Genomic DNA, 24154 nt, shown 5'->3' on the forward strand with positions numbered 1-24154 from the left:
TAAGTTTATGAAGATTAAAACATTACAAAAAGAAGATGACAAATATATTCAACAAGCAGCTCAGCTTTTAGTAGAAGGATTTAAAGAGAATTGGCCCAATGCATGGCCTGATCTAGGAGCTGCATTAGAAGAGGTTAATGAGTGTTTAAGTGAAGATAGAATATGCAGAATTGCTGTAGATGAAAATGATAACGTTTTGGGATGGATTGGCGCCATAAGTCAATATGACGGAAATGTATGGGAGCTACACCCAATAGTAGTTGACATTAATCATAGGAGAAAAGGAATAGGAAGACTACTAGTCAAGGATCTGGAAGAACAGGTAAGGCAAAGAGGTGGAATAACTATCCAAGCAGGTAGTGATGATGAAAACAATATGACTTCATTATCCAATGTAGATCTATACGATAATTTACTAGATAGAATTAGAGACATAAAGAATTTCAAAGGACATCCATATGAATTCTATTTAAAACTAGGATTTAAAATTATTGGTGTTATGCCAGATGCAAACGGGTTAGGGAAACCTGATATATATCTTGGGAAGAGAGTGATTGATTGGCCTAACCAAACAAGCAATTCATAGAAGTCATGTTCTTATATAACAAATATGGTATAATCTATACAATAACTATCAGGGGGGATATAAATGGCACTTGTAGATGAACAAGTAGTGCTAAGGTCTTATCTAGAACAGATAAAAAATGATAATGTAAGTTTTTTAAAAGGCAGAGATTACTTTAAAGATAACATTTCAGAAGAAATTAACTTATTGCTGAAAGAAGAATATGCAGTCTTATAATAGGAGCGATAGAAATGAAAAACAATTTAAAAGCATTGCTACTGCATTTTGCTATTGTAGTTTTATCTATAATATTTTTTATAATTCTTGCTGTATCAGGTCCTACAATCGGTAAATATGCTACTCATATTATAAGTAGATTATTTATAGTGTTCATACTTGTTTTGGCTTATATCTTTGCAGGCAGGCTGTTAGATACTAGTGCAAATAAAAAATACGATTTTTCGCAGGCTCACTTATTACAATAGTTGGTATTGCTTTATGGCTGTATACATTCTCAATAACTGGTGAAAGTTTGACAAAAGTAGCATCAAATATACCAGAAGAACTAGGTGATTACTGGATTGTAATGAACATTTACCATACTCCTTTTATATTCTTAAGACTTATTTTCGAATTACCCAATATTCCAATAATATCACTTGTTGAAACTTTGATCCCACCACTGCTTATGGGATTTGGATTGAAATTAAAAAGATTGAAGAATAAAGAAAACTGAATCATTTTCAAATGCACCAGCGGATATAAACCATTATGTATAAGAAGGGGCAATATGAAATATAACTTTGATCATCATAGAGGGTCGTCCAACAGTTGGGAGACCAACTATATCTAAGAGTGTATGCAAGTAAATCGTATATATAATCAGTCCTTTAAGTTCACTAATAGTTTTCTTATAGAGACCCTATATAAAACTGAGTTTTGAAAAAGCCTCCAAGGCGCGTTGTGATTGATGGAGAGAACTTATCTTAAGTGTTCCAGAATCATACTGTTATTTAAATACAGATGAATATACGGGCAAAGATAGTCTTTTTGATAGCTTAGCCTATGAATAAGAGAAGATAGCAAAAATATTTAACACATTATCCTGATTTGTTATCCAATTTATATTATATACTAATTTTTAGGGAAAGCCTTTTGGCTTTCCCTAAAAATTTTTTCATATGAAAACGTTTGTTAACAAAATCGCCTTTGATATCGTAAACTAATAATGTTATAATGAGATGTTTGAAAAATTAAAGGAGGCTTAACAAATGAAAAATGTGTTAACTACATGTGGATATTGTGGTTGTGGTTGTAATTATTATGTAAATGTAGATAATGGTGAAATAGTTGGCATAACTCCTAAGCCCGATCATCCAGTAAGCCAAGGAAAACTCTGTGTTAAAGGCTGGCATGGGTATAGCTTTGTTCATCATAGCGATAGATTAAAGCACCCTTTAATTAAGCAGCAGGACGGAACTTTTAAAGAAACTACATGGGAAGAAGCATTTAAATATATTGCAGAGTCTTTTAAGAATACAATTAATAATTATGGTCCTGACTCAATAGGTATATTATCATCAGCTAGATGTACAAATGAAGAAAATTATTTAGCTACAAAACTTGCAAGAAGTGTTATTAAAACTAATAATATAGACCATTGTGCCCGCCTCTGACATAGCCCTACTGTAGCTAGTTTAGCTGCACAATTTGGAAGCGGAGCCATGACAAACTCAATTGAAGAGATTTCAAATGCTGACGTAATATTTGTAATAGGTTCAAACACTACAGAACAACACCCTGTAATAGGCATGAGAATAATAGAGGCTGTAAGGAAGAACGGAGCAAAATTGATTGTAGTAGATCCAAGGAGAATACCTTTAGTAGAGTTCTCGTCCATATTTGCAGAAATTAAACCTGGTACAAACCTTGCCTTTATTAACAGTATTATAAATGTAATCATTGCTGAAGGCTTAGAAAACAGGAAATTTATTGAAGAGAGAACGGAAGGATACGAGGAATTAAAGGCATCAGTTTCTGAATATACCCCAGAGTGGGCTGCGGAAATCACAGGAGTTGATGCTGATACCATTAGGGAGATTGCGAGAACATATGCATCAGGCAAAAATGCAACAATTTTATATACTATGGGAATCACACAGCATATTACAGGGAGCATGAATGTTTCTGCCCTTGCTAATCTAACTATGCTAGTGGGACAGATAGGCAAGCCATCATCAGGTTTAAATCCACTAAGAGGACAAAACAATGTGCAGGGAGCCTGTGATATGGGCGCTTTAGCAGATTCATTGCCTGGATATCAAAAGGCAAGTGATGAAAATGCTATAAAGAGATTTGAAGAATTTTGGGGAAGTGATTTTGCTAGAGAGAAAGGCATGACAGCTACTCAGATTTTTGATGCTGCAATAAAAGATAAGGTAAAGGCAGTATATATAATAGGTGAAAATCCAATATTATCTGATTCAGATACTAATCATGTGAAGAAAGCTCTTGAGAGTTTAGACTTCCTAGTAGTTCAAGATATATTCATGACTGAAACTGCAAAGTTGGCTAATGTAGTATTACCTGCTTCAAGCTTTTTGGAAAAGGATGGTACTTTTACAAATACAGAAAGAAGAGTACAGAGAGTAAGAAAGGTTATAGAGTCAGTAGGAGGTAGTAAACCTGATTGGGAAATACTCGCTGGAATTATTAAAGCTATGGGATTTGAGGCTGAATACAACTCTCCTTCAGATATTATGGAAGAGATAAGAAAGGTAGTTCCTATTTATGGAGGGATAACATATGAGAGAATAGATAGTGAAGGTATTCAATGGCCATGTACAGATAGAAATCATCCTGGAACAAAGTATCTTCATAGACAAAACTTCTCTAGAGGAAAAGGTAAATTCGTTGCAAATGAATACAGAGATTCCGGAGAAATAGTATGTGATGAATATCCTTTTATAATGACTACAGGTAGAACTCAACATCATTATCATACAGGAACTATGACTAGAAGATCTTGGGCTTTACATAGAGAACAACCAAGAGGGTTTATTGAAATAAATCCTGCTGATGCAAAAAAGCTTGGGATAAGAGACAATGCAAAAGTAAAAGTTACTTCAAGAAGAGGTTCAATATTTGCAGATGCTATGATTACAGATAAAATTAATCCAGGAGTAGTATTCATGCCCATACATTTTGGGGAATCTCCTGTAAACAAGTTAACTAATAGAAACTTAGATCCAGTTGCACAAATACCTGAATTTAAGGTTTGTTCAGTTAGAATAGAGGTGGCAAAATAGAATGTATCTATTAAAAAAAGAAAATTTAGTAGAAGCTTTAAATTGCTGGAAGGAAACTTTTGATGTATATGCTCCTATGAAGCATAGTGGAGTAGTAGACCTTCTTCCATTTATAGATAGTGAAGACTTCACAGAAGAATATGTTAACTTTGCACTTCCTATAAAAAAATATCTTTTTGGGCAAAAAGAAGAACTTTTTAAATGGGAAAAGAAAAATGACAGAATAGAATTATCTCATATAGATGGTGAAAGCTTTAAAGAAAGAGTATATTTTGGAGTAAGACCATGCGACACTTATAGCATAACCTATTTGGATCAGTTCTTTTATGAAAGATATAAAGATAATATCTATGCTGTAAAAAGAGAAAAAGCATATTTTGTAGCTATTAATTGTACAAGCCCTGGTAGCAACTGTTTCTGTAATTCAACTGGTACAGGACCATTTGCTACAAAAGGATATGATATACTTTTCACTCCTATAGACGATGGATATTTAGTTGAAATAGGTACAAGTAGGGGAGAAGAGTTAATAGCCATAGCTGCTCATCTATTTATGCCTATAAGTGAAGATATGTCTAATAAAAAGAAAGCAGTATATGAGTTGGCACTAAGTAGATTTACAAAGAAACTAAGAGTTTCTGATGTAAAACAAATGTTAGAAGAGAGCTTTGACGATGAAATATGGATAGAGTTATCTAAGACTTGTATGGGATGTACTGGCTGTACTAATGTTTGTCCAACTTGTACATGCTTCAATGTAGTTGATGAGGATAATGGAGACGGAACAGGCTCTAGAGTTAGGTACTGGGATTCTTGTCAGGCAGACTCATTTACAAGAAATGCAGGAGGACATAATCCAAGGGATGAAGTCTCAAGAGTCAGATATAGAATTTATGATAAGATGAAATACATTGATGAAAGATATGGATTTAAGGGCTGTGTAGGATGCGGAAGATGTATAGATGCATGTCCGGTATATATTGACATAGTTGAAATAGTTGAAAAATTAGGAAAGAAATATAGTGATAAGGTCATTCAGGAACTTGAGAAAAAAGCAAAAGAAAATACTAAGGTAGTGCCAGAACAACATGAATGTAGTGATGATTGCTCATATGTATATACACCTAAGGTAGCTATTATTAAGGATATTATCCAAGAAACCAGCGATATCAAGAGATTTGTTGTTCAATATGAGGACAAGTCATTACATGAGAGCTTAAAATATACAGGCCAGTTTTTTAAGATAACTGTATTTGGAGTAGGAGAAATAGCTATATCTATTCCTTCAGGTGACTTCAAAAAGGATTATCTAGAGTTTTATATTAAGAAAGCAGGTAAGGTAACAACTGTTCTTCATAATATGAAGATTGGAGATAAAATAGGACTAAGAGGACCATTTGGGAAAGGCTTCCCTGTAGATGAGCTTAAAGGAAGAGATATTCTAATTATAGGTAGTGGAGTTGGACTGGCACCTGTACGTACTGCTATTGAGAGAGTAACTGAAAATAGGCGAGACTATGGAAAAGTAGTTATCATAGCTAGTTCAAGATCCTACGAAAACCTAATATATAGGAATGACTTGATAGAGTGGAGCAAGTTAGATGGAATTAAGGTGCTTTATGCCTTAGCTAAACCAACTAATGAAGTTGATGCTTATGTCGGATATATGAATGATTTAATTAAAGATTTAGATTTCGATTGGGACAATTCAACTGCAATAATATGTGCTTCACCTAATAGGATTAAATCTGTATCTAGTGACCTATTAGAACTAGGTTTAGATGGTAAGAACATCTTAACATCACTAGAGACTCACATGAGATGTGGGATAGGTAAATGTGGACACTGTAAGGTAGGAAGTAAATATATGTGTGTAGATGGACCAGTATTTAACTACGAAGAAATGCTAACACTACCACCGGAATTTTAGAAAAATTTATGAACTCCATTTAAAAGGTGAAGATCTTTTAAATGGAGTTTTTTTTGCTAATCTATTTATAAAATTCCTTACTTTAGAATTATATTTATAGACAACTTACTGGATTAAGTTTACAATAAAGATATCTGAATTTTATTTCAATTTAAGGGGGAGAAGAGATGGAAAGATGGGAACATAAAACAATTAAGATTAGACTTCAGGGCTTTACTGGAGGTATATTAGATACAGAAGAGTTTGACTATGAATTGAATAAGCTTGGAGAGCAAGGATGGGAGCTAGTTTCCTGTTTTTCAACAAATGGGGCTCAAGGGTATGGTAGAGAAGCAATAGCAGTATTCAAAAGAAGAAAATAATTATATGAGGTGAATGATATGGAAGTTATATCTATAAAAAAATCTCCTGAATATAAAGATAGAGCAATTAAATATTTTCAAAGTAAATGGGCATCGCCAAGTAGTATGAAAGTCTATGATGACTGTATTACAAATTGTATCACTACTACTAATCCATTACCTCAATGGTATCTGTTATTAAATAATGATAAAATAATCGGCTGTGCAGGTCTTATAACAAATGATTTTATTAGCCGTATGGATTTATATCCCTGGGTATGTGCACTATATATTGAGGAAGATTACAGGGGAAATAATTATGGTTCTCTTCTATTAGAACGGGCAAAACTAGATGCAAAAACAGGGGGATTTTCTCACCTATACCTCTGTACAGATCATATTGGTTACTATGAGAGGTATGGGTTTAAGTATGTTGGTGTAGGTTATCATCCATGGGGAGAGAGTTCTCGTATATATTCTACAGAATTATAGGCTAGATTTTTAAATGAGAGAAATATATGAGGTAAAAAATGATTATGGAATTCATTTTGCATAGTTTCAACTTTTTATGCAACAAGTTCAATTAAAGTGTAAAAAGTAAATGAAAGCGTAAGAATTTTTAATGGGGGAGATATATTTGGACAATATAGATAAACGTAATAGGCTAGAAGAAGAACCTTTTTCCTATAAAGTATCAAAAGATAATAAGGTATTTATATTTTGGGAAAAGAAGCAAGTAAAGATACTAAGAGGAAAAGAAAGTGAAAAATTTTTAGCTAAAATTGCAAATGCTGATACATTTGAATCACAATTGATTATGGCTAAAATAACAGGTAACTTTAAGCGTGGAAATGAAAAAGTTAATAAAGCAAAATAAAATAGAATATGAATCTATGAAAATGTTGCTTTTAGAAGATTTAGGTAATGCAGATTCATAAAAATAGCATAAGAAGGACGAAAGTTTATGTAAGTATATGAATTATACTTAGACGAGTGAAGGGGACTTAAAGCAACAGTTATTAAAAAGTAACTGTAGTCAATATAATGGGAGGGATAAGATATGGCATGGCCAACACATATTGTAGCAGCTGGGGGATATGTTTTTGATAAAAAAGGGAACATACTTATCGTAAAAACCCATAATAGAGGGTGGGATTGTACTGGAGGACAAATTGAAGTTGGAGAAAATATTGAGGAAGGTGTCCTAAGAGAGATTTTAGAAGAAAGTGGAGTGAGAGCCTCTGTTAGATGCTTAGTAGGTATATATTCCAATGTTGGACAACACATGCATTATGATGAGGTTACACATGTACCTACAAAGGTTATGTTTGATTTTATTTGTGACTATGTAGATGGGGAATTAAAGACTTCTAATGAAACGAGTGAAGTGATCTGGGTTCCTAAAAATGATGTGTTAAATTATATTACAGCTCCTGCTAGTGCACTTAGATTTAAAAATGTAATTGAGTTTGATGGTCGTATTCACTATTGTTCTTATATTTCAAAGCCTAAGTTTAAAGTGTTATCATCAAGATTTGTTTAGTTGTAAAAACAAATCGAAAATGTCCATGAAAAAGGGAAAGTGCTCTTAGATTATTGTGTATATCTAGAGAGTTAATACGGATAGGCTAAGCCTGATTAGATAAGGCAATGCAATTTAGCTAGAATGATAAGTGATGAAATTTGATTGTATCACTTACATATGGAGTAAAGCAACCATTTAATAATTAGCTGATAGAGGATATATTCAGCTTATGTATTTTTCAACAATAAGATATATTTCTTTATAGAGTTGGTTCAAGGGTAGTGGAACCATTATGGTGTAGTATTGGAGGAGATTTTGAAGAAGATGAACTAAATAATACAAAAACATGTATTCTAAGAAACTGAGATGTTAAGGAGGCTTTATGAATATATATCAAATACTTCAGAAGAAAAAAATAAAAGTAACTGAAGCTCCAAAGTGGGGAGTTTTTCTAAGGAAGCAATGGGAAGATAGTTTTGTTGACCATTTAACCACTAAAGAGAAGAAGGATATATTTTTATTAGATGATGATGGTTTTTGTGGATACTTATGGCATGTGTTTAGCTATGAAAAAAGAAGTTGTCTACAAGGTCCAGAGGCTGAAAAGGCATTTAATAACGAACAAAAAAACTATTGCTATGTTTTTTGGCAGCATTCAGATTATGCTTTAATAATTGAGAATGCAAAAATGCTTAATTCAAATGATCTAAAAGAGGAACAGGATATCTATGTTGTGGACAAAGATTTTAAATGGACTTATGTAAAAACACATGAAACCTTATGGTGTGGACCTTATTTTAGTAGAAGAGATATATAAGGTATATTTTATTTGATTTTAATAATTAGATGGATTAGAGGTTCACAGACGTTAGTCTCATGACAACAAGAAAAATAAAATAAGAGGATCTAATGGAGGGGATTAAATTGAAATTTGCAGCTTTTACAGATCTTCATTATGATATTATTCATGACTCAGATAGACGATTACAATAATTTATAGATTCAGCAATGAAAGCAAAAGTGGATTTTATTGTAGAGCTGGGAGATTTGTGCCATCCTTCTAAGGAAAACAAGCATATAGTTTCTAAATTAAAGGAACTAGGTGTTCCGTGCTTCTTTCATGTAGGTAACCATATGCAAACTATATAAATACTCCAGATGGCAGCAAGACATACTACAAACGCAACTACAATAATAATACAGATGACTATCCATATTTTCCACCAGAAGAAATCCAATTGCTAAAAAATGAGTTAGCAGACGAAGACTTGTACTATGTCTTATTTTCGCATCAGAGCCTATCAAATGATTTTATGAAGAGAGGAATTTCTAATCGTGAGGAAATCAGAGAAATCCTGGAACGTAGAAATGAAGACGTAAAGCGGGTATTGCTGTGTATGAATGGCCATGACCATAGAGATGGTGTGAAAGTCATTAATGGAATTCATTATTACACATTAAATTCCATGTCATGTTTTTGGCATGGAATAAAGGAAACTTTTAACTACAGCAAAGAAATACATGACAGATACCCTTATCTGAAGGATATGATTCTTTATGAAGAAGCATTACATGCAATAGTTACTATTGATGAGAATATGAGCGTCTAGATAGATGGTATAGAGGGGAGATATCAGAATATAACTCCCAAGGATATAGGGCTGGGAAATACTTGGAATGGTGTTTCCATTGAACCTAGAACTTCATCTCTGTATATAGAATATAAATAAAGTACATTTTTCACTATATGTGGAGAAAAACTCCCCATTTCAAATTTTGGAGGATATGTATATGAGATTAAGTGAAATAGAAGAATTTATAGTAAATTTATTTGATACTAAGAATAATGACTGTTTCCATGAAGAAAGTGGAATTACAGTAAGAGGGACAGAAGGAATAAAGAGAATTGGATACTGTACAAATTTAACACTAGATACCATTGAAGAAGCAAGAAAAAATAAGGTTGATTTGATTTTAACACATCATGATGCTTGGGACTTTATGTTTGGACTTAAGGATGCTTGTCGAGAAAAACTGCTAGAATACAATATCTCGCATTATTTTAACCATCTTCCGTTAGATGACTGTGATTTCGGAACAAATAATTCTTTAATTGATAAGTTAGGTTTGCAAATAATTGAAAGGACTCATTTAGAAGATGGGTTCTATTGCGGACGCATTGCAGAGGCTGATGAAGGTATGACATTTGAGGATTTAGTACAGAAACTAGGAGCATTGTTAGAGGAACCAGTAAAAGCATGGAAGTTTAAAGATGAAGCTATAAAAAGGATTGGATTAGTGTGCGGTGGCGGAGGTTTCACCACAGACCTTAAAGTGGCAGTTGAGAAAAATTGCGATGTCTACATAACGGGAGAAAAAGTTCTATACACCATTGAATATGCTAAATTTATGGGAATGAACTTGATAATAGGAAGCCATACCTTTACTGAAATATTTGGAATAGAAAGTCTTGCAAAAAAAGTTAAGGAAAGATATGAAGATATAGAAATTATTAGACTAATGGAAGAACATCTTGAAGCATTATAAAGAAAGTAAAATTTAAGACATAAGTAATTATAAAAGTTTTAAGTTAAGAAATAAGATTATTTCTTAAAAAATAGGTGAGTGGATGGAAAAATAAAATTTGTGGGGGAAATTAAATGTATTATATTGTAATAATAATGTCAATTATGACACTATTGTTATTTTGGGGCTGCATTAAAACATATAATATAAATGGAAAAGTTCTTGTTGATGGAGCAGGATTTTATAGCATTGAGTTTTACTGGTGGATAATATTAGCATCTTTTCTAGTCCTTTTTATAACCTTTAATAGTATAGGCAAATGGTTGCTGCTTATTTTTTATTTATTATGGCTCATAGCCTTATTTATGAATCACTGGAGATATTACTTTTTTGGTGCGACAGAGAAAAAGCTTAAAGGATATAATGACTGTTTTAAGAATACGATTAAAGTACTAAAAGCTTCAGAAAGGAAAATTATTCCAGGTTTATATCATATTATATTAAGCATAGTAGTGGCAGTAGACTTTTTAGTTGTATTGATGTAACTTGATTTGAAGGAAATAGCTGATTTTCTATATCATGGGATAAAAATCATAAGTATAACTTTTTATAATCGAAATGAGGTTTTCTAATGAAAGTAGTAAGAAAGATTTTTAGCAAAATAGATAACATAAGAAAGAGAGTTGAAAAAATAGATAAAAAGATATCAGATAATAGTTTAGTTAACGTAAATTATTTTTGGGGATATTTTCTAATATTATGGTTATTTATTGGTACAAAAATTTATAATTATTTTAATTTTAGAGGTATTATACCACAGTTAGGATACTATTTAATAACCTTGTTAATATGCTCTAAGAATATGAAAGTCATTAGTATTTTTTTGGACAACCCTTTTAAATCAAATATAAATATAACTAAGATATTGAATACTATTTATTTTTATCCTTACTATGTAATAATGAGCGGAGTATTAATTGTTATAGTTCCAGAAATAATGGGATGGCTACAATCTGATCCACAAGGACTATCTAATGCTAATATTACAATTGACTTGTATATAAAAAAACTAGTTATGCTACCGATTGTTGTATTTGTTGAAGAGATATGTAACTTGATTATTTATATTTTAATCTCCAATTGGCTTTCTAAGGCTATCAAGAAATATTGGGCAGCAGGGGCTATTATATTATCATCTTTTATTTTTGGACTACTTCATGTAACTGTCTGGAATTTTCAAACTGCAATTAATCTAGGTTTAATGCATATACCATATTTTTTTAGCATAGCATTTCTTGGCAATATTTGGGTAAGTATAATAGCTCATGGTTTTCAGAATGCTATAGGATATTCAGTAGCTTATCATAGTAATATATCAAGAGACATTGTTATATATTCTACTCTATTTTTTATTATATTGAAAGTAATCAGTTATTTCCTTGATAATTTGTGTCGCAAAAGAAGCCTTAATAAGTAAGATTATATTTCATAATACATGGTGAAGTAGTGCTATTAATAATATAGAGAAAGATAGCTGAAAATTCTGGTTTATGGTATGTTTGCTTAAGAATTGTTATTAATATAATAAACGATACACAAATAATGACAGAGATGAAATGGATAGCCTTAGCAATAGGTGGTGAGAATGAAATGAAATAAGAAGCTTTTGTCAGAACCAGCATTATAAAATAATATGATATATTGTTTGGAGCGTGAGTTATTATATCAGTAAAGGTTTAATAGTGAGTAAATTAAAGGGGTGATATTATGATTACATATAAAGTTTATTCTGATGATTCAAAACACTTTGAAATAGGAGATGGCTTTTTTGAAGGCTGGCCAAATCTACTGCAAGATGTTATAGGGTAGTGAATATAGTATTTAAGGCTAGGGAGTGGAAATAGTGTTTATTGAGATAATATTAAAATACATTGTAGTGTCAATTCTTATAAGTTTAATATTTGGTGTTACAATATTCTGAAAAACTATTACTTCATGCAATAGAAACAAAACTAGGAAGAAGGTTTAAGCCATTTATTGATAAGATTTTAGACTTGGTAATAGGTCGTGGACAAGTACCAGAAAATACGTGGGAAAGGTTAGATAAGGCTATTGAACTTATACTTTATGGAGATGTAAGTCCTGAGTCAGTAGAATTTTTTGATGCTTGCGATAATGCAATTATAGAAGCTGGAATAGAAGAGAAATGGCAGGCTATGCCAATATAGATGAGTTGTTATATGGAAAATTAGGACCAGTGCCATAGATATGAATAGAATCACAGTAAAATATTTATGACTTAATAGGGTTAACCCTAATGATTAAGTAACCTATTTTGATAATATCTGCAAAGTGAGAGATTGTTACTATCTTATTAGAGACAGTGTCAAACTAATTAAATATGTAAAATAGTAATAGACAATATGTTTATGGGAGAGGTGACATATGAATCAAGATGAAAGAATGTTCTCAATTGACGTCCAAAGCGTAAATTTAGCAGAATACAGTTCAAAGGGGATAGTTCTAGATATTGGTGGAGGAGGAGAAGGCATTATTGGACAACTTCTAGGTGACAAGGTAGTTGCAATTGATCCTAGAAGTGATGAACTTGAAGAAGCAGCTGAAGGGCCATTGAAAATCGTCATGGATGCAAGAGAATTGAAATTTTTAAATAAAACTTTTGATGAAGCAACTTCATTTTTTACATTGATGTACATAGAAAAGCAGTATCACCAAAAAGTTTTTGAAGAAGTATATAGAGTTTTAAAAGATGATGGAGAATTTACTGTATGGGATGTTACTATTCCGCCTTATCCTGGTGGAACAAAAGATATATTTTTGGTACCTCTCGAGATTGAACTAAGAGGTAAAAAGATCACAACAACTTATGGGGTGTTATGGACTAAATCTGGACAAGACATGAATTACTATATTCAATTAGGAGAAAGAGTGGGATTTGAAGTTGTAAAGAAAGAAAAGAATAAGCAAATATATTGTATTGGGTTTAAGAAGAAAACTAATGCCAACTAATATAACCGGATAGTGCTTATACTTATCTTAACATGTCTATTCGCACAAAGTAAAAAAATACAAAAATATATTAGGGTTATTGCAAAAGGAGGATTATCAATGGGTAAAGAGTTTGCATTTTCCCGTATTGGATATGTTTATGTTCCAACTACAAATATTGATGAATCTATAAAATGGTACACAGAGAATTTGGAATTTAAATTGATGGATAAGTTTCAAGATCGAGGTTCTTTCTTGGCAGTTTTACATCATCCTCATAAAAATTCTATTGCATTACTTCTTATCGAAACAGTAAACAAGCAATCATTAGAAATAATAAGGAATGGGGAGCCTTTTCCAATAATGGAGCTTGATTGTCCAAACATTGATTATACATATAACTTATTGAAGACTAAGGGAATAGAAGTCGGAGATTTATATACTCTTGGAGATGGAGAAGCTAAGTATTTTTATTTCAGAGATAATGAAGGAAATTTATTAGAAGCAGCATGGTCTAAATGGGATGTAGTAGATGAATATAAAGAGGATTTTCTTAAGGAAAAGAATAAAGAAAATTAAGATTAAAAGGATCCTACACAAAAATAAATTAAATAATGGGTCAATAACTTATTTTCAGTGTACTAACTTCTTTGAGTTATTAGCTTTTTCTAAAAATGAAAAAGAATATAGTTTTTAACAGATTTCCATGCAATTAGTTTCAGTCTGGATATTAAATATAAGAAGTTATATAATACATTAAAAAATCCTTATTGCAAAATATAAGGCTAGGGGGCATAATATGCTGAAGGTTAACTTTTATGAGCTAAACACTATTGAAGATAGCAAACTTCAATTTGCAGTCATTATGGCAAGGTATGAAGGTAAATGGATTTTTGTAAGACATAAAGAGAGGCTAACTTGGGAGATTCCAGGTGGACATAGAGAAAAAAATGAAAGCATTGACATGACAGCTTCTAGAGAACTGATTGAAGAAACTGGAGCGAGAAAGTTTAATATTTTTCCAGTATGTGTGTATTCAGTATTTAAATCTGAAATCGAGTCTTATGGGCAATTATTTTATTCTGAAGTGGAGTACCTAGGTGAATTGCCAAGTTCTGAAATAGGTGAAATAAAGTTGTCTTACACTATGCCTGAGAACTTAACTTATCCTTTAATTCAGCCATGCTTATTTAAGAAGGTCGAAGAATTATATATGATAGAGTGATACAATGATTTAGGAAAAAGAATTTAAAGAGCTAGGCTATTTCTGATATTATACTTCCAAGTAGACAGTCTAATTAAGACTACCTACCAATAACGTATTTTTACTAGAGATGTATTTACTGAGTATTCAATTGCCATTTTATTATGACTACTTTTTTATATTTTGGCAATTGTTGGTTTGAAAAGAAGGATTTTGACAAAAAATATAGAATTGCATGTGTAATAAGATGGAAAACAAATGAAGATTTTTAAAATTTTCTCTATAAACTTGAATTAGTTAACCTAGCTATTTAAAGGGTTATAAAACTGATTAGATTTAAGAAAATTGATAGTTATCGGGGTTATAGTCAGGAATAATACTATTGTTTTGTGGCTATGAGAATGTGCATTTATCTTTAAGGGGGTATGGTAAATGACAAAAGAAATATTGACACGATGTGGCTATAGGTGTGATTTATGTTTGGCATACAAGGAGAACATTGACAAGGAAGACAGAAGACAAGTGCTAAGTGATGGGTGGTTTAGGTTTTTTGGATTTAGAATAAAGGCAGAGAATATTTACTGCGAAGGATGTATTAGTTCAGATTGCTTGACTGCATGTTTAATTGATAAAGGGTGTCCTGTTAGACCTTGTGTAATCGAAAAAGGATACGAAAATTGCTCACAGTGCGATAAGTATATATGTGAAAAGTTTGAGGAAAGGGCTGTTAGACTAGAGGATATTCAAGATAAAATTCAAGAAAAAATCAAAAGAAATGATTATAGGGATATTATTAAACCATATGAGAATATTAAAAGGTTAAACGAACTAAGAGAGAGACAAGGTCAATTTTCTAGAATGTTTAATGAAAATATCAAGCCCAACGAAGAGAGTATGAAAAAATTTATTGAAGAGAAAAACGTTGTAGAGCTTTGGGATAAGCTTATTAACTTTATCGAACATAATTATAAACTTGATAAATATATCAACTATGGTGGAAAAAAATATGGCTGGGAAATACACTATAAATACGGTAAAAAAACAATCATTTCAATTCATCCTGAAAGAAGAGCTTTTACTGTCTTATTTACATTTGGTAAGAAGGAGTTGGAAAGTTTCAATAGTATAAAGGACCAAGTAGGTAAGGCAACACTAGATTTGGTAGATGGCACTAAGCATTATCATGATGGAAAATGGATTTGGTTAAGAGTTACTGATAACGAACAATTGAATGATGTGCTGATATTGTTGAAGATAAAGAAAAAACCAAATCATTGAATAGGATGGTTGATGACGGGCTGGCAGATATTTGCTGTACTACTATACATAGTGAATACAAAAACTGTGGACTTGAACTAGATTTGCTTTCTAAGTCACTCTATGATATCTTTCAGGAAGGAAAAGAGAGAGTTTTAAACTTTATAGATGAAGATGCAGATGATGAATTACAGGCAGCTTTAAAGGTAGGATTTAAGCAGATTGATAGTTATAGAGGTTATAGGTTGAAACTATAAATATAGTATTCTTACTAAAGAGCCTTTTTTGAAATACAAAATGAAGATATAGCACAAATAAATTTAAGAGGTGACATATATGTTCTATCAAAAAGACTGGATCATGAAACAGATACAAAGTATGATTCAATTGATTGCTAGATTTTTCTTTAAGAAAGATATTATTAAGTATAAAATAGTTGATGAAACAAACATTACTCAAACTGACTTATTACATAAAGAACTTGTAGGACTTATAAATTCACTAAGAATAAACGAAGCAGAAAACTTATTATTTGAACGTATCAGAACAAACGATTTAAACTACCTTGCAGTAGCACTTGATTTTTATAGAAGGTTAAATGAGTTAAGTGATGAACAGCTAGAAGAAGCCGACTTTTCCAGAGATGAAATAAAGAATGGACTCGAGGAGATTTCAAGAATGTACGGGTTAAAATTATAGGAGGAAAAAATGACAATAAAATTTCTAAAACAGTTGATGTTACTTCCAAAAGAAGAATACATAATAAACAAACGTGTAAATATAAAAGGCTTAGATATTCATTTGTTGAGTTTTACAATAGAAGAAGATAAAAATCATCTTTGGTTTATGTATCAAGATAAAGACTTATTTGATATAGATTTAGAAGAGCCACATTGTGAAGCTGTGACAGAGCTTAAGACAAATCGAAAAGAGTTACTGCGTGGGATTGAAGCAGATAAAATAAATAAGTATTTTCACATAAGACAAATGGAAATACAAGGACAAATTGTTAGTTTCGACTCAGCAAGCTATAGCTACCTTTATGATATGAGCAATAAGGAGGCTATGCAGCTTCAGCACTTTGCAGAAAAAGCTTTAATTCCTACTGAGTGGAATGAAGTACCCTTGAGAACTATAGTTATTGGGTCATACGAGCAAGTTAAAGATGAGATTGCTCCTATTATTGATGATACTAAGGAACTATCAATAAAGCTACATATAGATAGGAGTTTTAAAGAAGTACTTATTCAATGTCCTTTTAAAGTAAAGTTTGGCAAACAAGAAAAAGGAACTAAAGTTAAATACTATGATCCAATACTTGAACAAGATCTATACTTTTATATAGATGAAATATATTCCTTTGATCCATATGAAGATATAATTCAAAAAACTGAGAGAATAGAAGATTCACATATGCGAGAAGAAGTACTTGAGCGCCATATAGAAGCATTGGAAGATATGTGTCCAAGAAATAAGAATCTAGCCGTTATTAAATATGAATCTACAGACAATGTACAACTTAATTTTATGATGAAAGACTATCTAGATTCAGAGCCAATACGTCGCAATTCAGCTACTTCAATGGGATTTATTAGTACATCCAAAGAAATTGGTATCAATGGAAATAAAGTGAGAGAATGTGTACTCCAGCCTGTAGACAAAGACTTTAACGGAGAACTAGAAATCGAGCTGTTTTCACGATATGTTGAAATACCAGAGGAAACTATACAATGATTTTCGTAAAACTTAACCATTGCCTAAAATAGAAATATGTATTAAAATAGACAAAAAACATAAGGAGATGAACAAAATGATTTTATATGCTGCCATATTAAAAACCATAGATCCTAAAAAGGATGCTGAAATACTAGATGTACATAAGGCTTATCTACAAAAATACATAGATGAAGGTAAAATATTTGCGAAGGGGCCATTTACAGACCACAGTGGTGGATTAGTGATCTACAAGGTTGACAGCTACGAAGAAGCTAAAAAACTAGCAGAAAATGACCCAGCAGTACTAGAGAAGTCTAGAACTCTTACATTGAAAGAGTGGAGAAGTAATATAGAATAAATTTTTTTCCTTCTTGATTAAATATACCCCTATGGGGTATAATAATAATACAATGAAATCAAGGAGGAGTTTTTTATGTCAAATGTAATTATTTATTCAAGTAATTCATGTGGATACTGTGTATTAGCAAAGGAATATCTACAAGAAAAAGGTGTGAACTACGAAGAAAAAAATATCAGTACTGACCCATCAGCTAGGAAAGAATTGATGCAAAAAGGATATATGGGAGTACCAGTAATCATTGTTAATGGAGAAGAAATAGTAGGCTTTGATAAAGCAAGATTAGAAGAACTTTTATAATCTAATAAAATAGCTTAATATAGTTAGAATACTTAAAATCAATTTTTTAGTCCTATATGTGAATAATTCACTATAGGGCTTTTTGTTATTTATTACATTTTTCTTACAAATTTCCTACTTTTAATACTTACAACATGAAATGTAGTATAATAAATTCAGTCTCATTTAGAGGAAATATATAAGAACTACACAGGGAACAAATGGCCAGTATTTTCGTTAAACAACTATAATCATCGTCATAAGGAGTGAATTAGAATGGACAAAAAATTTAAGGTAACATTATTATTAGCCATTATATTAGCCTTTTCATTAGGGCTTTCAGGGGTAGTCTTCGCAGAAGTACCTTTTGAAGTCAAGACTAGTATAGGTTTTAACGGATTTTATAAATATGAATATGTCACACCAATAAATATCGAGGTAAAAAACAATGTAAAAGATTTAAATGGAAAAATTCAGGTTCTTTTTGAGAATACAGCCAGTTCAGATAAAAAACTATATACTGCTTATACAAAGGATATTGATATAGCTGAAGGGACTACAAAGACTATAAACATGGAGTTTAAACTAGATAGGCATATAGGAGAATATAAAGTAAGAATTTTAGATGAAAATGATAAAGTAATATGGGAAAATAAACCTATAGCATTTCCTTCTGCTAAAGCTTCTAATACAGTAGGAGTTGGGATACTAAGTGATGAATATGAATCTTTAGGGTACTTACCACTTATGGTATTTTCAAACCCAGAAGATAGTAGTGGAAAAAGAGCCACAGTTATGTGCGATTTAAGCGAACAGTTACCTACTGATACAAGATTCTTAGAAATGCTAAATGTAATTATAATCAATAATTATAACACTGAAAAGCTAACTACAGAAGAGAAAAATGCCTTAAACCAATGGATAAATAATGGAGGGGTACTGTTAATAGGCACAGGTCCAAGCTATAATAAGACATTAAAGGGCCTAGAAGATTTTAATTATATAAATGTAACTGGAACCTCAACAATTACTGAATTTAAGAACATGAAGGATTCTAGTGGAGATCCTTTTACTCCGAACTCTCCACTTCAAATAATAAATGCAACCTCAGATACAGGTAATGTTATCCTTGAGGAGGAAAAACGTCCCATTATATTTGCTAAGAGTAGTGGAAAAGGAAAGATTATAATATCTGTTTTTGACTTAGGGCTAAGTCCTTTTCTAGATTGGAGTGGAAAAGACAAGTTCATACAAAGTATATTAGCAGGAGATATTTCAGGAGTATATACAGGAAATAATATAAGAAGCCACAATTATCCTTATAAATTTCACTCTATAAACCAATATATTCCAACAGACAAAGCGCCTTCTGTAAAAGTAATCATTACTATACTTATGATATTTACTATAATAGCAGGACCAATTAATTATTTAGTTTTAAGAATATTAGATAAAAGAGAAATGGCGTGGATTACTATACCTGCCTTATCAATTATATTCTCCTTAGTAATGCTTATCTGGGGTTCTGGGACTAGCTTTAAGAATCCTCTAATGAATAATGTTTCTGTTATTAGCATAAACAATGAGTTAAATAGCTATGATATAAGCACTCATTCAGGAGTCATAAGCTTTAAAAATGGTGATGTAAATATTAGTTCAAGTGAAAACACAGCCATATTTCCAAATATCAGCTATGGTTACAATGATTATATGAATTTCAATAATGAAGATATTGTCTTAGAATATATTTTGCAAAAGAATAATACTATTTCCTTTAAAGATAGAGGGGTTTGGGATATACAGCAAATTACATTAAAAGAAACCAAGAAACTAGAGCAAAACATAATTCAAGACTTAAAGCTAAAGGAGGATATCATATCAGGGGAAATAAAAAATAACACAAATATGGATTTAGAAGATGCTTTCTTATTCTATAGCTATGGTTTTCATAAGCTTGGAGATATTAAAAGTGGAGAATCAAAATCTATAAGTTTTAGTTTTAATACTTTAAATTCTTCTAACAAATCCGGAGCCATGCAAAAAGATTTGTATCCTTTGTTAGATTCCATATATCCTTGGAATAGTAATCCAACAGTAGTAAATAATCAGAAAACCACACTTACAGAAGATATAAAAAGGAGGATACTGGAGGATTATTTGGTATATAATGATGATTTTATTAATAATGGATTATATTTAATAGCTTGGAATACAGACAATCTATCTAGTGATATAACTGTAAATGGAAAAGTAGTGGAGAGAATTGATAGAAATATTATTACTATGAAGATTGATTTGAAATATGAAAAAGGTGATTTAGTAGAAATACCATATGGTATCTTATCACCACTAGTATTAGAAATGACAGGTTTAGATTATCAGCCTTATGAAAGAAGCTTCTTTGGACAAGGTGATGTAGTGATGTCTGTAAAATCAGACGAAAAAATAGATTTTAAAGAGATAAATATTAATCTAACATATGCTAGACTATCCTCGGGAAATAAAGTTTGGTTATATAATTACGATAATAATCAATGGGATGAAGTAACAGGCTTCAACATAGTAATAGACCGTAACAACAAAGATAACTATTATGATGAGGTTCAGGGTGCTAAACTAAAGATTAGTTTAGATGGAAATGACCATATGTGGATGCCTAAATTTTCTGTAAAGGGGGTAGCTAAATAATGATCAGAATAGAGAATTTAACTAAACAATATGGAAAATTCACAGCAGTAGACAATCTTTCCCTTGAAATTAAAGAAGGTGAAATATTTGGATTTGTAGGACCTAATGGAGCAGGTAAAACTACAACACTTAAGATGATATCTACTCTGTTAAAACCTACTTCTGGCAATATCTTTATTGATGATTTAGATGTATCTAAGAACATTAAAGAAGCTAGAAACAGTATAGGCTATATGCCTGATTTCTTTGGAGTCTATGATAATCTAAAGGTAGATGAATATTTGGAGTTTTATGCTGATATAGCAGACTTAAATAAAATAGAGAGAAAAAAAATCCTAGGAGAGTTACTAGAACTAGTAGATTTATCTCATAAGGTAGATGCATATGTAGACTCATTATCTAGAGGTATGAAGCAAAGACTCTGTCTTGCAAGAAGCCTTATACACAATCCTAGATTTCTAATACTAGATGAGCCAGCATCAGGTATGGACCCTAGGGCTAGAGTTCAAATGAAGGATATACTGAGAGAGCTTAAGAGAATGGGTAAAACAATCTTAATAAGCTCCCATATTTTGCCAGAGTTGGCAGAGCTGTGTACTAGCATTGGTATAATCGAAAGAGGAAAAGTGGTTATAAGCGGTACTGTTGATGAAATAATGAAAAAAGTTAGCGGCACAAATGGGGTGCGTATAAAAGTATTAGGTAATGTTGAAAAGGCTATTAATCTTTTAATGGAAGATCCTTTAGTTTCAGATATTTACGATAATGATAACATTATCGAGTTTGGATTTAGCGGTAATGAAGAAGATATGTCTAGTATCATCAAGAAGTTTGTATTAGAGGAAATACCCTTAGCATCATTCAATCCACTTCAAAGCAACCTTGAAGAAATATTTATGCAGGTTACGAAAGGAGATGTGGAATAATGAATCCAGTTTTAAAGAAGGAATTAAAGACAAGAATGAGGACCTGGAGAACACCACTAATGATTTCTCTCTATGTACTTGTGCTATCACTACTTGTATTGCTTGTGTTTGTAGACGTGATTTTTTCATACAATAGCTCTAGAGGTATGAGATTAGATAATGTTAGAGATATGTTCTTTGTATTTACAATATTTCAGCTACTACTCCTTATATTTATAGTACCTGCAACTACGGCAGGAAGTATTTCTGGAGAAAGGGAGCGTAGTACTCTTGAGTTATTAATCTGTACTAAAATGTCAAGTTTTTCAATAATATTAGGTAAATTATTTTCTTCCCTTGCTGAAGTAATTGTGCTACTGGTTGCTTCTATACCTGTAATGAGCACATTCTTCATATTTGGAGGTGTTTCCCCAGGAAATATAATTCTTATATTTGGGTTTTATTTTGTAACAGCAATACTCTTTGGAAGTATAGGTATATTTATGTCCGCATTTTTTAAGAAGACTTCTTCTTCAACAGTAGCAAGCTATGTAGTGGCTTTATTTTTGCTAGGAGGAACTTTCTTTATAGTTTTACTGACTAGAGCATTGTTTTATTTACCACGAGGACTATCTATTACACAGACTTTTCCTATAATTTTATATGCCAATCCGCTTAGTGGTCTTGGTTCTATACTATTTAAGATGATGGGGGAAGATATATTAAGTGGGTTTATAGGAAGAGGCTCTAGCAATAGCCCTTTGTTGCCACTTTATATTAATCTAGGTTTTGATTTGGTTTTATCAGCTATACTATTGTATTTATCAGCATTAAAGATAAATCCTATGACAAAGCTTGGAGGAAAAATAAAAAGAAAGAGAACTACTAAAAAATCTAAATAAGGATTGATTACTATGCTTGATAAGAGGTTAATAGAGCTTTTAAGGCCTTTAAGGATTAGATTTTACTTTAGCAAACTAATAATATATTTACTATACTCACTGTTGGGATTTTCTACAGCCTTATTAATATTAATGATATTATCTAAAATAATTCCAGTTACATTTATATGGATAAAGATAATCATTGCTTTAGTTGTATCCTTATTCCTAGGGCTTATCTGGTCAATATATAAGTTTCCTTCTTACTATGATACTGCAAGGCTAGTAGATGAATTTGGATTGAAAGAGAGGATTATCACAGCATTAGAGCTTAGGGGCAATGATTCAAAGTTAGCAGAATTACAAAAAAAAGATGCTGTTGATAATCTAGCTAGTGAGGAAATAAAGAAAAAGATTCTTATTAAACCTTCAATGAAAATAGCCATATTGACAATGGTTTTGGTTTTTTCCTCAATTATTGTTGGATTTATAAATACCCCTTCCAATGAAAAGGCACTTATTAAAGAAAAAAACAAGCAGATTATAAAGAGCGAAATAGACAAGATTAAAAAGGTAGAAAAAGATCTGAAAGAGGAAAAGCATCTTACAGCAGAAGAGAAAAAACAGATAGAAAATGTACTAAAGGAATTAAAGAAGAAATTGGATAGCTCTGATAATATGAAAGATATTCAAAAGGAAGCATTAAAGGCAAAAAAAGAGCTTAAGGAAATAGAAGAAAAAATACGCCAAGAAAAATTAGAGGAAATAGCGAAAAAGCTTTCTAATAAGGAACTTACTAAGGAACTTGCAGAGAATTTAAAGAACAAAGATGCAGAGAAAATAGCAGATAGTATTAATAAAATGGCAGATCAGCTAAAAAACATGAATAAAGAAGAACTAGAAAATCTAGCAAAGGACATGGAAGATTTAGCTGAACAGCTAAAGAATAATCCTGAGCTTAGTGATGCATTTAATCAAATAGCAGAAGCTTTATCTCAAAATATAGAGGGCAATTTAGAGAATGCTAATCTAGCAAATAGCCTAAATAATTTGTCAGAGACTCTATCTAGACTAATGAGTGATTCTCGAGTTTCAGGAGCCATATCACAGCTAAATGAATCCCTAGACAAATTAAGTTCCACTGTTCAAAATTTCCAAGGAAATAATGGTTCAAATGGGCAGTCAAACTCTCCTGGCAATCAAGGTGCCAACCAGGGAAATGGCGGGCAAGGTCAAGGCAATGGTCAGGGTTCAGGAAATGGTCAAGGCTCTGGAAGTGGTCAGGGTCAAGGACAAGGGACAGGTGGAGGAGCAGGAGAAGGCTCATCACAAGGAAATGAAAATTCATCTGGTAGTAGCAGTTCAGGGCAAGGCGGTAAAAAAGAAGGCTCTGAAAAAGAAGTCAAAGAATATGAGAGCATATTCACTCCTAAAAACCTAGGAGGAGAAGGTGAACAAACCCAAGTTCATAGTAGTATAAACGATTCAGGAGATAAAGATGTCATCCAAGTAAAGAAATTTGGAGACATGAAAGGCCAGTCTATGCCTTATAATGAAGTATTAAACGCTTATAAGCAAAATGCATACAAAAGACTAGACAATGAAGAAATCCCTCCTAATATGAAGGAGATAATACGTAAATATTTCAGTGATTTAGAATAG

At 31.7% G+C, this 24154-nt stretch carries 30 protein-coding genes; all 30 read left to right on the forward strand.

What is annotated here, in order from left to right:
- Positions 1 to 7 precede the first annotated feature (7 nt).
- The 30 genes from DW1_RS04060 (at position 8) to DW1_RS04210 (ending at position 24154) form a co-directional block, all read left to right on the forward strand.
- Entirely contained in the window at positions 8 to 586 is a 579-nt protein-coding gene (locus tag DW1_RS04060) for a GNAT family N-acetyltransferase (protein WP_074349364.1), read from the forward strand.
- Between the two features lie 63 nt (positions 587 to 649).
- Positions 650 to 802 carry a hypothetical protein gene (locus tag DW1_RS15445; RefSeq protein ID WP_159433545.1) on the forward strand — a complete coding sequence of 51 codons (153 nt, stop codon included), beginning with the start codon at positions 650 to 652 and terminating at the stop codon, positions 800 to 802.
- A 14-nt stretch (positions 803 to 816) separates the two neighbouring features.
- Positions 817 to 1050, forward strand: coding sequence for a hypothetical protein (locus DW1_RS04065; protein WP_074349365.1), 234 nt, complete (start codon positions 817 to 819; stop codon positions 1048 to 1050).
- A 47-nt stretch (positions 1051 to 1097) separates the two neighbouring features.
- Positions 1098 to 1301, forward strand: a complete 204-nt coding sequence (locus DW1_RS04070) for a hypothetical protein (RefSeq protein WP_074349366.1) — start codon at positions 1098 to 1100, stop codon at positions 1299 to 1301.
- Between the two features lie 535 nt (positions 1302 to 1836).
- Complete coding sequence (gene fdhF / locus DW1_RS04080; RefSeq protein WP_083605528.1) at positions 1837 to 3873, forward strand: formate dehydrogenase subunit alpha; 2037 nt, start codon at positions 1837 to 1839, stop codon at positions 3871 to 3873.
- A 1-nt stretch (position 3874) separates the two neighbouring features.
- On the forward strand, positions 3875 to 5803 hold the full coding sequence (locus DW1_RS15125; RefSeq protein ID WP_083605529.1) for a 4Fe-4S dicluster domain-containing protein: 1929 nt from the start codon (positions 3875 to 3877) through the stop codon (positions 5801 to 5803).
- Between the two features lie 167 nt (positions 5804 to 5970).
- Entirely contained in the window at positions 5971 to 6165 is a 195-nt protein-coding gene (locus DW1_RS04095) for a DUF4177 domain-containing protein (RefSeq protein ID WP_074349369.1), read from the forward strand.
- An 18-nt stretch (positions 6166 to 6183) separates the two neighbouring features.
- Positions 6184 to 6636, forward strand: a complete 453-nt coding sequence (locus tag DW1_RS04100) for a GNAT family N-acetyltransferase (RefSeq protein WP_074349370.1) — start codon at positions 6184 to 6186, stop codon at positions 6634 to 6636.
- A gap of 145 nt (positions 6637 to 6781) precedes the next feature.
- A complete protein-coding gene (locus tag DW1_RS04105; RefSeq protein WP_074349371.1) occupies positions 6782 to 7021 on the forward strand; it encodes a hypothetical protein in 240 nt (79 codons plus the stop codon).
- A gap of 183 nt (positions 7022 to 7204) precedes the next feature.
- Positions 7205 to 7687: an NUDIX hydrolase gene (locus tag DW1_RS04110; RefSeq protein ID WP_074349372.1), complete on the forward strand. Its 483-nt coding sequence runs from the start codon at positions 7205 to 7207 to the stop codon at positions 7685 to 7687.
- Between the two features lie 364 nt (positions 7688 to 8051).
- Positions 8052 to 8486, forward strand: a complete 435-nt coding sequence (locus tag DW1_RS04115) for a DUF4275 family protein (protein ID WP_074349373.1) — start codon at positions 8052 to 8054, stop codon at positions 8484 to 8486.
- A gap of 191 nt (positions 8487 to 8677) precedes the next feature.
- A complete protein-coding gene (locus DW1_RS15765) occupies positions 8678 to 8818 on the forward strand; it encodes a hypothetical protein (protein WP_242942434.1) in 141 nt (46 codons plus the stop codon).
- Positions 8819 to 8907: 89 nt separating this feature from the next.
- Positions 8908 to 9279 (forward strand): metallophosphoesterase family protein, encoded by a 372-nt coding sequence (locus DW1_RS15770; protein ID WP_242942435.1) that lies wholly within the window; start codon positions 8908 to 8910, stop codon positions 9277 to 9279.
- Positions 9280 to 9460: 181 nt separating this feature from the next.
- Entirely contained in the window at positions 9461 to 10216 is a 756-nt protein-coding gene (locus DW1_RS04125) for a Nif3-like dinuclear metal center hexameric protein (protein WP_074349374.1), read from the forward strand.
- Between the two features lie 113 nt (positions 10217 to 10329).
- Entirely contained in the window at positions 10330 to 10740 is a 411-nt protein-coding gene (locus DW1_RS04130) for a hypothetical protein (RefSeq protein WP_074349375.1), read from the forward strand.
- Between the two features lie 86 nt (positions 10741 to 10826).
- Positions 10827 to 11672, forward strand: a complete 846-nt coding sequence (locus DW1_RS04135) for a CPBP family intramembrane glutamic endopeptidase (protein WP_074349376.1) — start codon at positions 10827 to 10829, stop codon at positions 11670 to 11672.
- Between the two features lie 487 nt (positions 11673 to 12159).
- Positions 12160 to 12423: a hypothetical protein gene (locus tag DW1_RS04140; protein ID WP_074349377.1), complete on the forward strand. Its 264-nt coding sequence runs from the start codon at positions 12160 to 12162 to the stop codon at positions 12421 to 12423.
- 217 nt (positions 12424 to 12640) lie between these two features.
- A complete protein-coding gene (locus DW1_RS04145; protein WP_074349378.1) occupies positions 12641 to 13225 on the forward strand; it encodes a class I SAM-dependent methyltransferase in 585 nt (194 codons plus the stop codon).
- Between the two features lie 99 nt (positions 13226 to 13324).
- Entirely contained in the window at positions 13325 to 13783 is a 459-nt protein-coding gene (locus DW1_RS04150) for a VOC family protein (RefSeq protein ID WP_074349379.1), read from the forward strand.
- Positions 13784 to 14003: 220 nt separating this feature from the next.
- Positions 14004 to 14429, forward strand: coding sequence for an NUDIX hydrolase (locus DW1_RS04155; protein WP_074349380.1), 426 nt, complete (start codon positions 14004 to 14006; stop codon positions 14427 to 14429).
- 411 nt (positions 14430 to 14840) lie between these two features.
- Positions 14841 to 15686, forward strand: a complete 846-nt coding sequence (locus tag DW1_RS15130) for a DUF3788 family protein (protein WP_083605531.1) — start codon at positions 14841 to 14843, stop codon at positions 15684 to 15686.
- Positions 15683 to 15922, forward strand: a complete 240-nt coding sequence (locus DW1_RS04170; RefSeq protein ID WP_074349381.1) for a hypothetical protein — start codon at positions 15683 to 15685, stop codon at positions 15920 to 15922. The genes DW1_RS15130 and DW1_RS04170 overlap by 4 nt, the downstream gene beginning before the upstream one ends.
- Before the next feature lie 79 nt (positions 15923 to 16001).
- Positions 16002 to 16364, forward strand: coding sequence for a DUF6483 family protein (locus DW1_RS04175; protein ID WP_074349382.1), 363 nt, complete (start codon positions 16002 to 16004; stop codon positions 16362 to 16364).
- 9 nt (positions 16365 to 16373) lie between these two features.
- Complete coding sequence (locus tag DW1_RS04180; protein ID WP_074349383.1) at positions 16374 to 17399, forward strand: hypothetical protein; 1026 nt, start codon at positions 16374 to 16376, stop codon at positions 17397 to 17399.
- A 76-nt stretch (positions 17400 to 17475) separates the two neighbouring features.
- On the forward strand, positions 17476 to 17739 hold the full coding sequence (locus DW1_RS04185; protein WP_074349384.1) for a YciI family protein: 264 nt from the start codon (positions 17476 to 17478) through the stop codon (positions 17737 to 17739).
- Between the two features lie 75 nt (positions 17740 to 17814).
- A complete protein-coding gene (locus DW1_RS04190; protein ID WP_074349385.1) occupies positions 17815 to 18039 on the forward strand; it encodes a glutaredoxin family protein in 225 nt (74 codons plus the stop codon).
- Positions 18040 to 18294: 255 nt separating this feature from the next.
- Positions 18295 to 20706, forward strand: coding sequence for a hypothetical protein (locus DW1_RS04195; protein WP_074349386.1), 2412 nt, complete (start codon positions 18295 to 18297; stop codon positions 20704 to 20706).
- Positions 20706 to 21632, forward strand: a complete 927-nt coding sequence (locus DW1_RS04200) for an ABC transporter ATP-binding protein (protein ID WP_074349387.1) — start codon at positions 20706 to 20708, stop codon at positions 21630 to 21632. Before DW1_RS04195 ends, DW1_RS04200 begins: the two co-directional genes overlap by 1 nt.
- Entirely contained in the window at positions 21632 to 22513 is an 882-nt protein-coding gene (locus DW1_RS04205; RefSeq protein ID WP_074349388.1) for an ABC transporter permease, read from the forward strand. Before DW1_RS04200 ends, DW1_RS04205 begins: the two co-directional genes overlap by 1 nt.
- Before the next feature lie 12 nt (positions 22514 to 22525).
- Positions 22526 to 24154 (forward strand): hypothetical protein, encoded by a 1629-nt coding sequence (locus DW1_RS04210; protein ID WP_074349389.1) that lies wholly within the window; start codon positions 22526 to 22528, stop codon positions 24152 to 24154.

It is taken from the genome of Proteiniborus sp. DW1 (genome assembly GCF_900095305.1).
Lineage (GTDB): Bacteria > Bacillota > Clostridia > Tissierellales > Proteiniboraceae > Proteiniborus.

Excerpts from the sequence above, each read along its gene's own strand:
- DW1_RS04060 (WP_074349364.1), top strand. The coding sequence starts at position 8 with ATGAAGATTAAAACATTACAAAAAGAAGATGACAAATATATTCAACAA.
- DW1_RS15445 (WP_159433545.1), top strand. The coding sequence starts at position 650 with ATGGCACTTGTAGATGAACAAGTAGTGCTAAGGTCTTATCTAGAACAG.
- DW1_RS04065 (WP_074349365.1), top strand. The coding sequence starts at position 817 with ATGAAAAACAATTTAAAAGCATTGCTACTGCATTTTGCTATTGTAGTT.
- DW1_RS15125 (WP_083605529.1), top strand. The coding sequence starts at position 3,875 with ATGTATCTATTAAAAAAAGAAAATTTAGTAGAAGCTTTAAATTGCTGG.
- DW1_RS04095 (WP_074349369.1), top strand. The coding sequence starts at position 5,971 with ATGGAAAGATGGGAACATAAAACAATTAAGATTAGACTTCAGGGCTTT.
- DW1_RS04100 (WP_074349370.1), top strand. The coding sequence starts at position 6,184 with ATGGAAGTTATATCTATAAAAAAATCTCCTGAATATAAAGATAGAGCA.
- DW1_RS04110 (WP_074349372.1), top strand. The coding sequence starts at position 7,205 with ATGGCATGGCCAACACATATTGTAGCAGCTGGGGGATATGTTTTTGAT.
- DW1_RS04115 (WP_074349373.1), top strand. The coding sequence starts at position 8,052 with ATGAATATATATCAAATACTTCAGAAGAAAAAAATAAAAGTAACTGAA.
- DW1_RS15765 (WP_242942434.1), top strand. The coding sequence starts at position 8,678 with ATGAAAGCAAAAGTGGATTTTATTGTAGAGCTGGGAGATTTGTGCCAT.
- DW1_RS04125 (WP_074349374.1), top strand. The coding sequence starts at position 9,461 with ATGAGATTAAGTGAAATAGAAGAATTTATAGTAAATTTATTTGATACT.
- DW1_RS04130 (WP_074349375.1), top strand. The coding sequence starts at position 10,330 with ATGTATTATATTGTAATAATAATGTCAATTATGACACTATTGTTATTT.
- DW1_RS04135 (WP_074349376.1), top strand. The coding sequence starts at position 10,827 with ATGAAAGTAGTAAGAAAGATTTTTAGCAAAATAGATAACATAAGAAAG.
- DW1_RS04145 (WP_074349378.1), top strand. The coding sequence starts at position 12,641 with ATGAATCAAGATGAAAGAATGTTCTCAATTGACGTCCAAAGCGTAAAT.
- DW1_RS04150 (WP_074349379.1), top strand. The coding sequence starts at position 13,325 with ATGGGTAAAGAGTTTGCATTTTCCCGTATTGGATATGTTTATGTTCCA.
- DW1_RS04155 (WP_074349380.1), top strand. The coding sequence starts at position 14,004 with ATGCTGAAGGTTAACTTTTATGAGCTAAACACTATTGAAGATAGCAAA.
- DW1_RS15130 (WP_083605531.1), top strand. The coding sequence starts at position 14,841 with ATGACAAAAGAAATATTGACACGATGTGGCTATAGGTGTGATTTATGT.
- DW1_RS04175 (WP_074349382.1), top strand. The coding sequence starts at position 16,002 with ATGTTCTATCAAAAAGACTGGATCATGAAACAGATACAAAGTATGATT.
- DW1_RS04180 (WP_074349383.1), top strand. The coding sequence starts at position 16,374 with ATGACAATAAAATTTCTAAAACAGTTGATGTTACTTCCAAAAGAAGAA.
- DW1_RS04185 (WP_074349384.1), top strand. The coding sequence starts at position 17,476 with ATGATTTTATATGCTGCCATATTAAAAACCATAGATCCTAAAAAGGAT.
- DW1_RS04190 (WP_074349385.1), top strand. The coding sequence starts at position 17,815 with ATGTCAAATGTAATTATTTATTCAAGTAATTCATGTGGATACTGTGTA.
- DW1_RS04195 (WP_074349386.1), top strand. The coding sequence starts at position 18,295 with ATGGACAAAAAATTTAAGGTAACATTATTATTAGCCATTATATTAGCC.
- DW1_RS04200 (WP_074349387.1), top strand. The coding sequence starts at position 20,706 with ATGATCAGAATAGAGAATTTAACTAAACAATATGGAAAATTCACAGCA.
- DW1_RS04205 (WP_074349388.1), top strand. The coding sequence starts at position 21,632 with ATGAATCCAGTTTTAAAGAAGGAATTAAAGACAAGAATGAGGACCTGG.
- DW1_RS04210 (WP_074349389.1), top strand. The coding sequence starts at position 22,526 with ATGCTTGATAAGAGGTTAATAGAGCTTTTAAGGCCTTTAAGGATTAGA.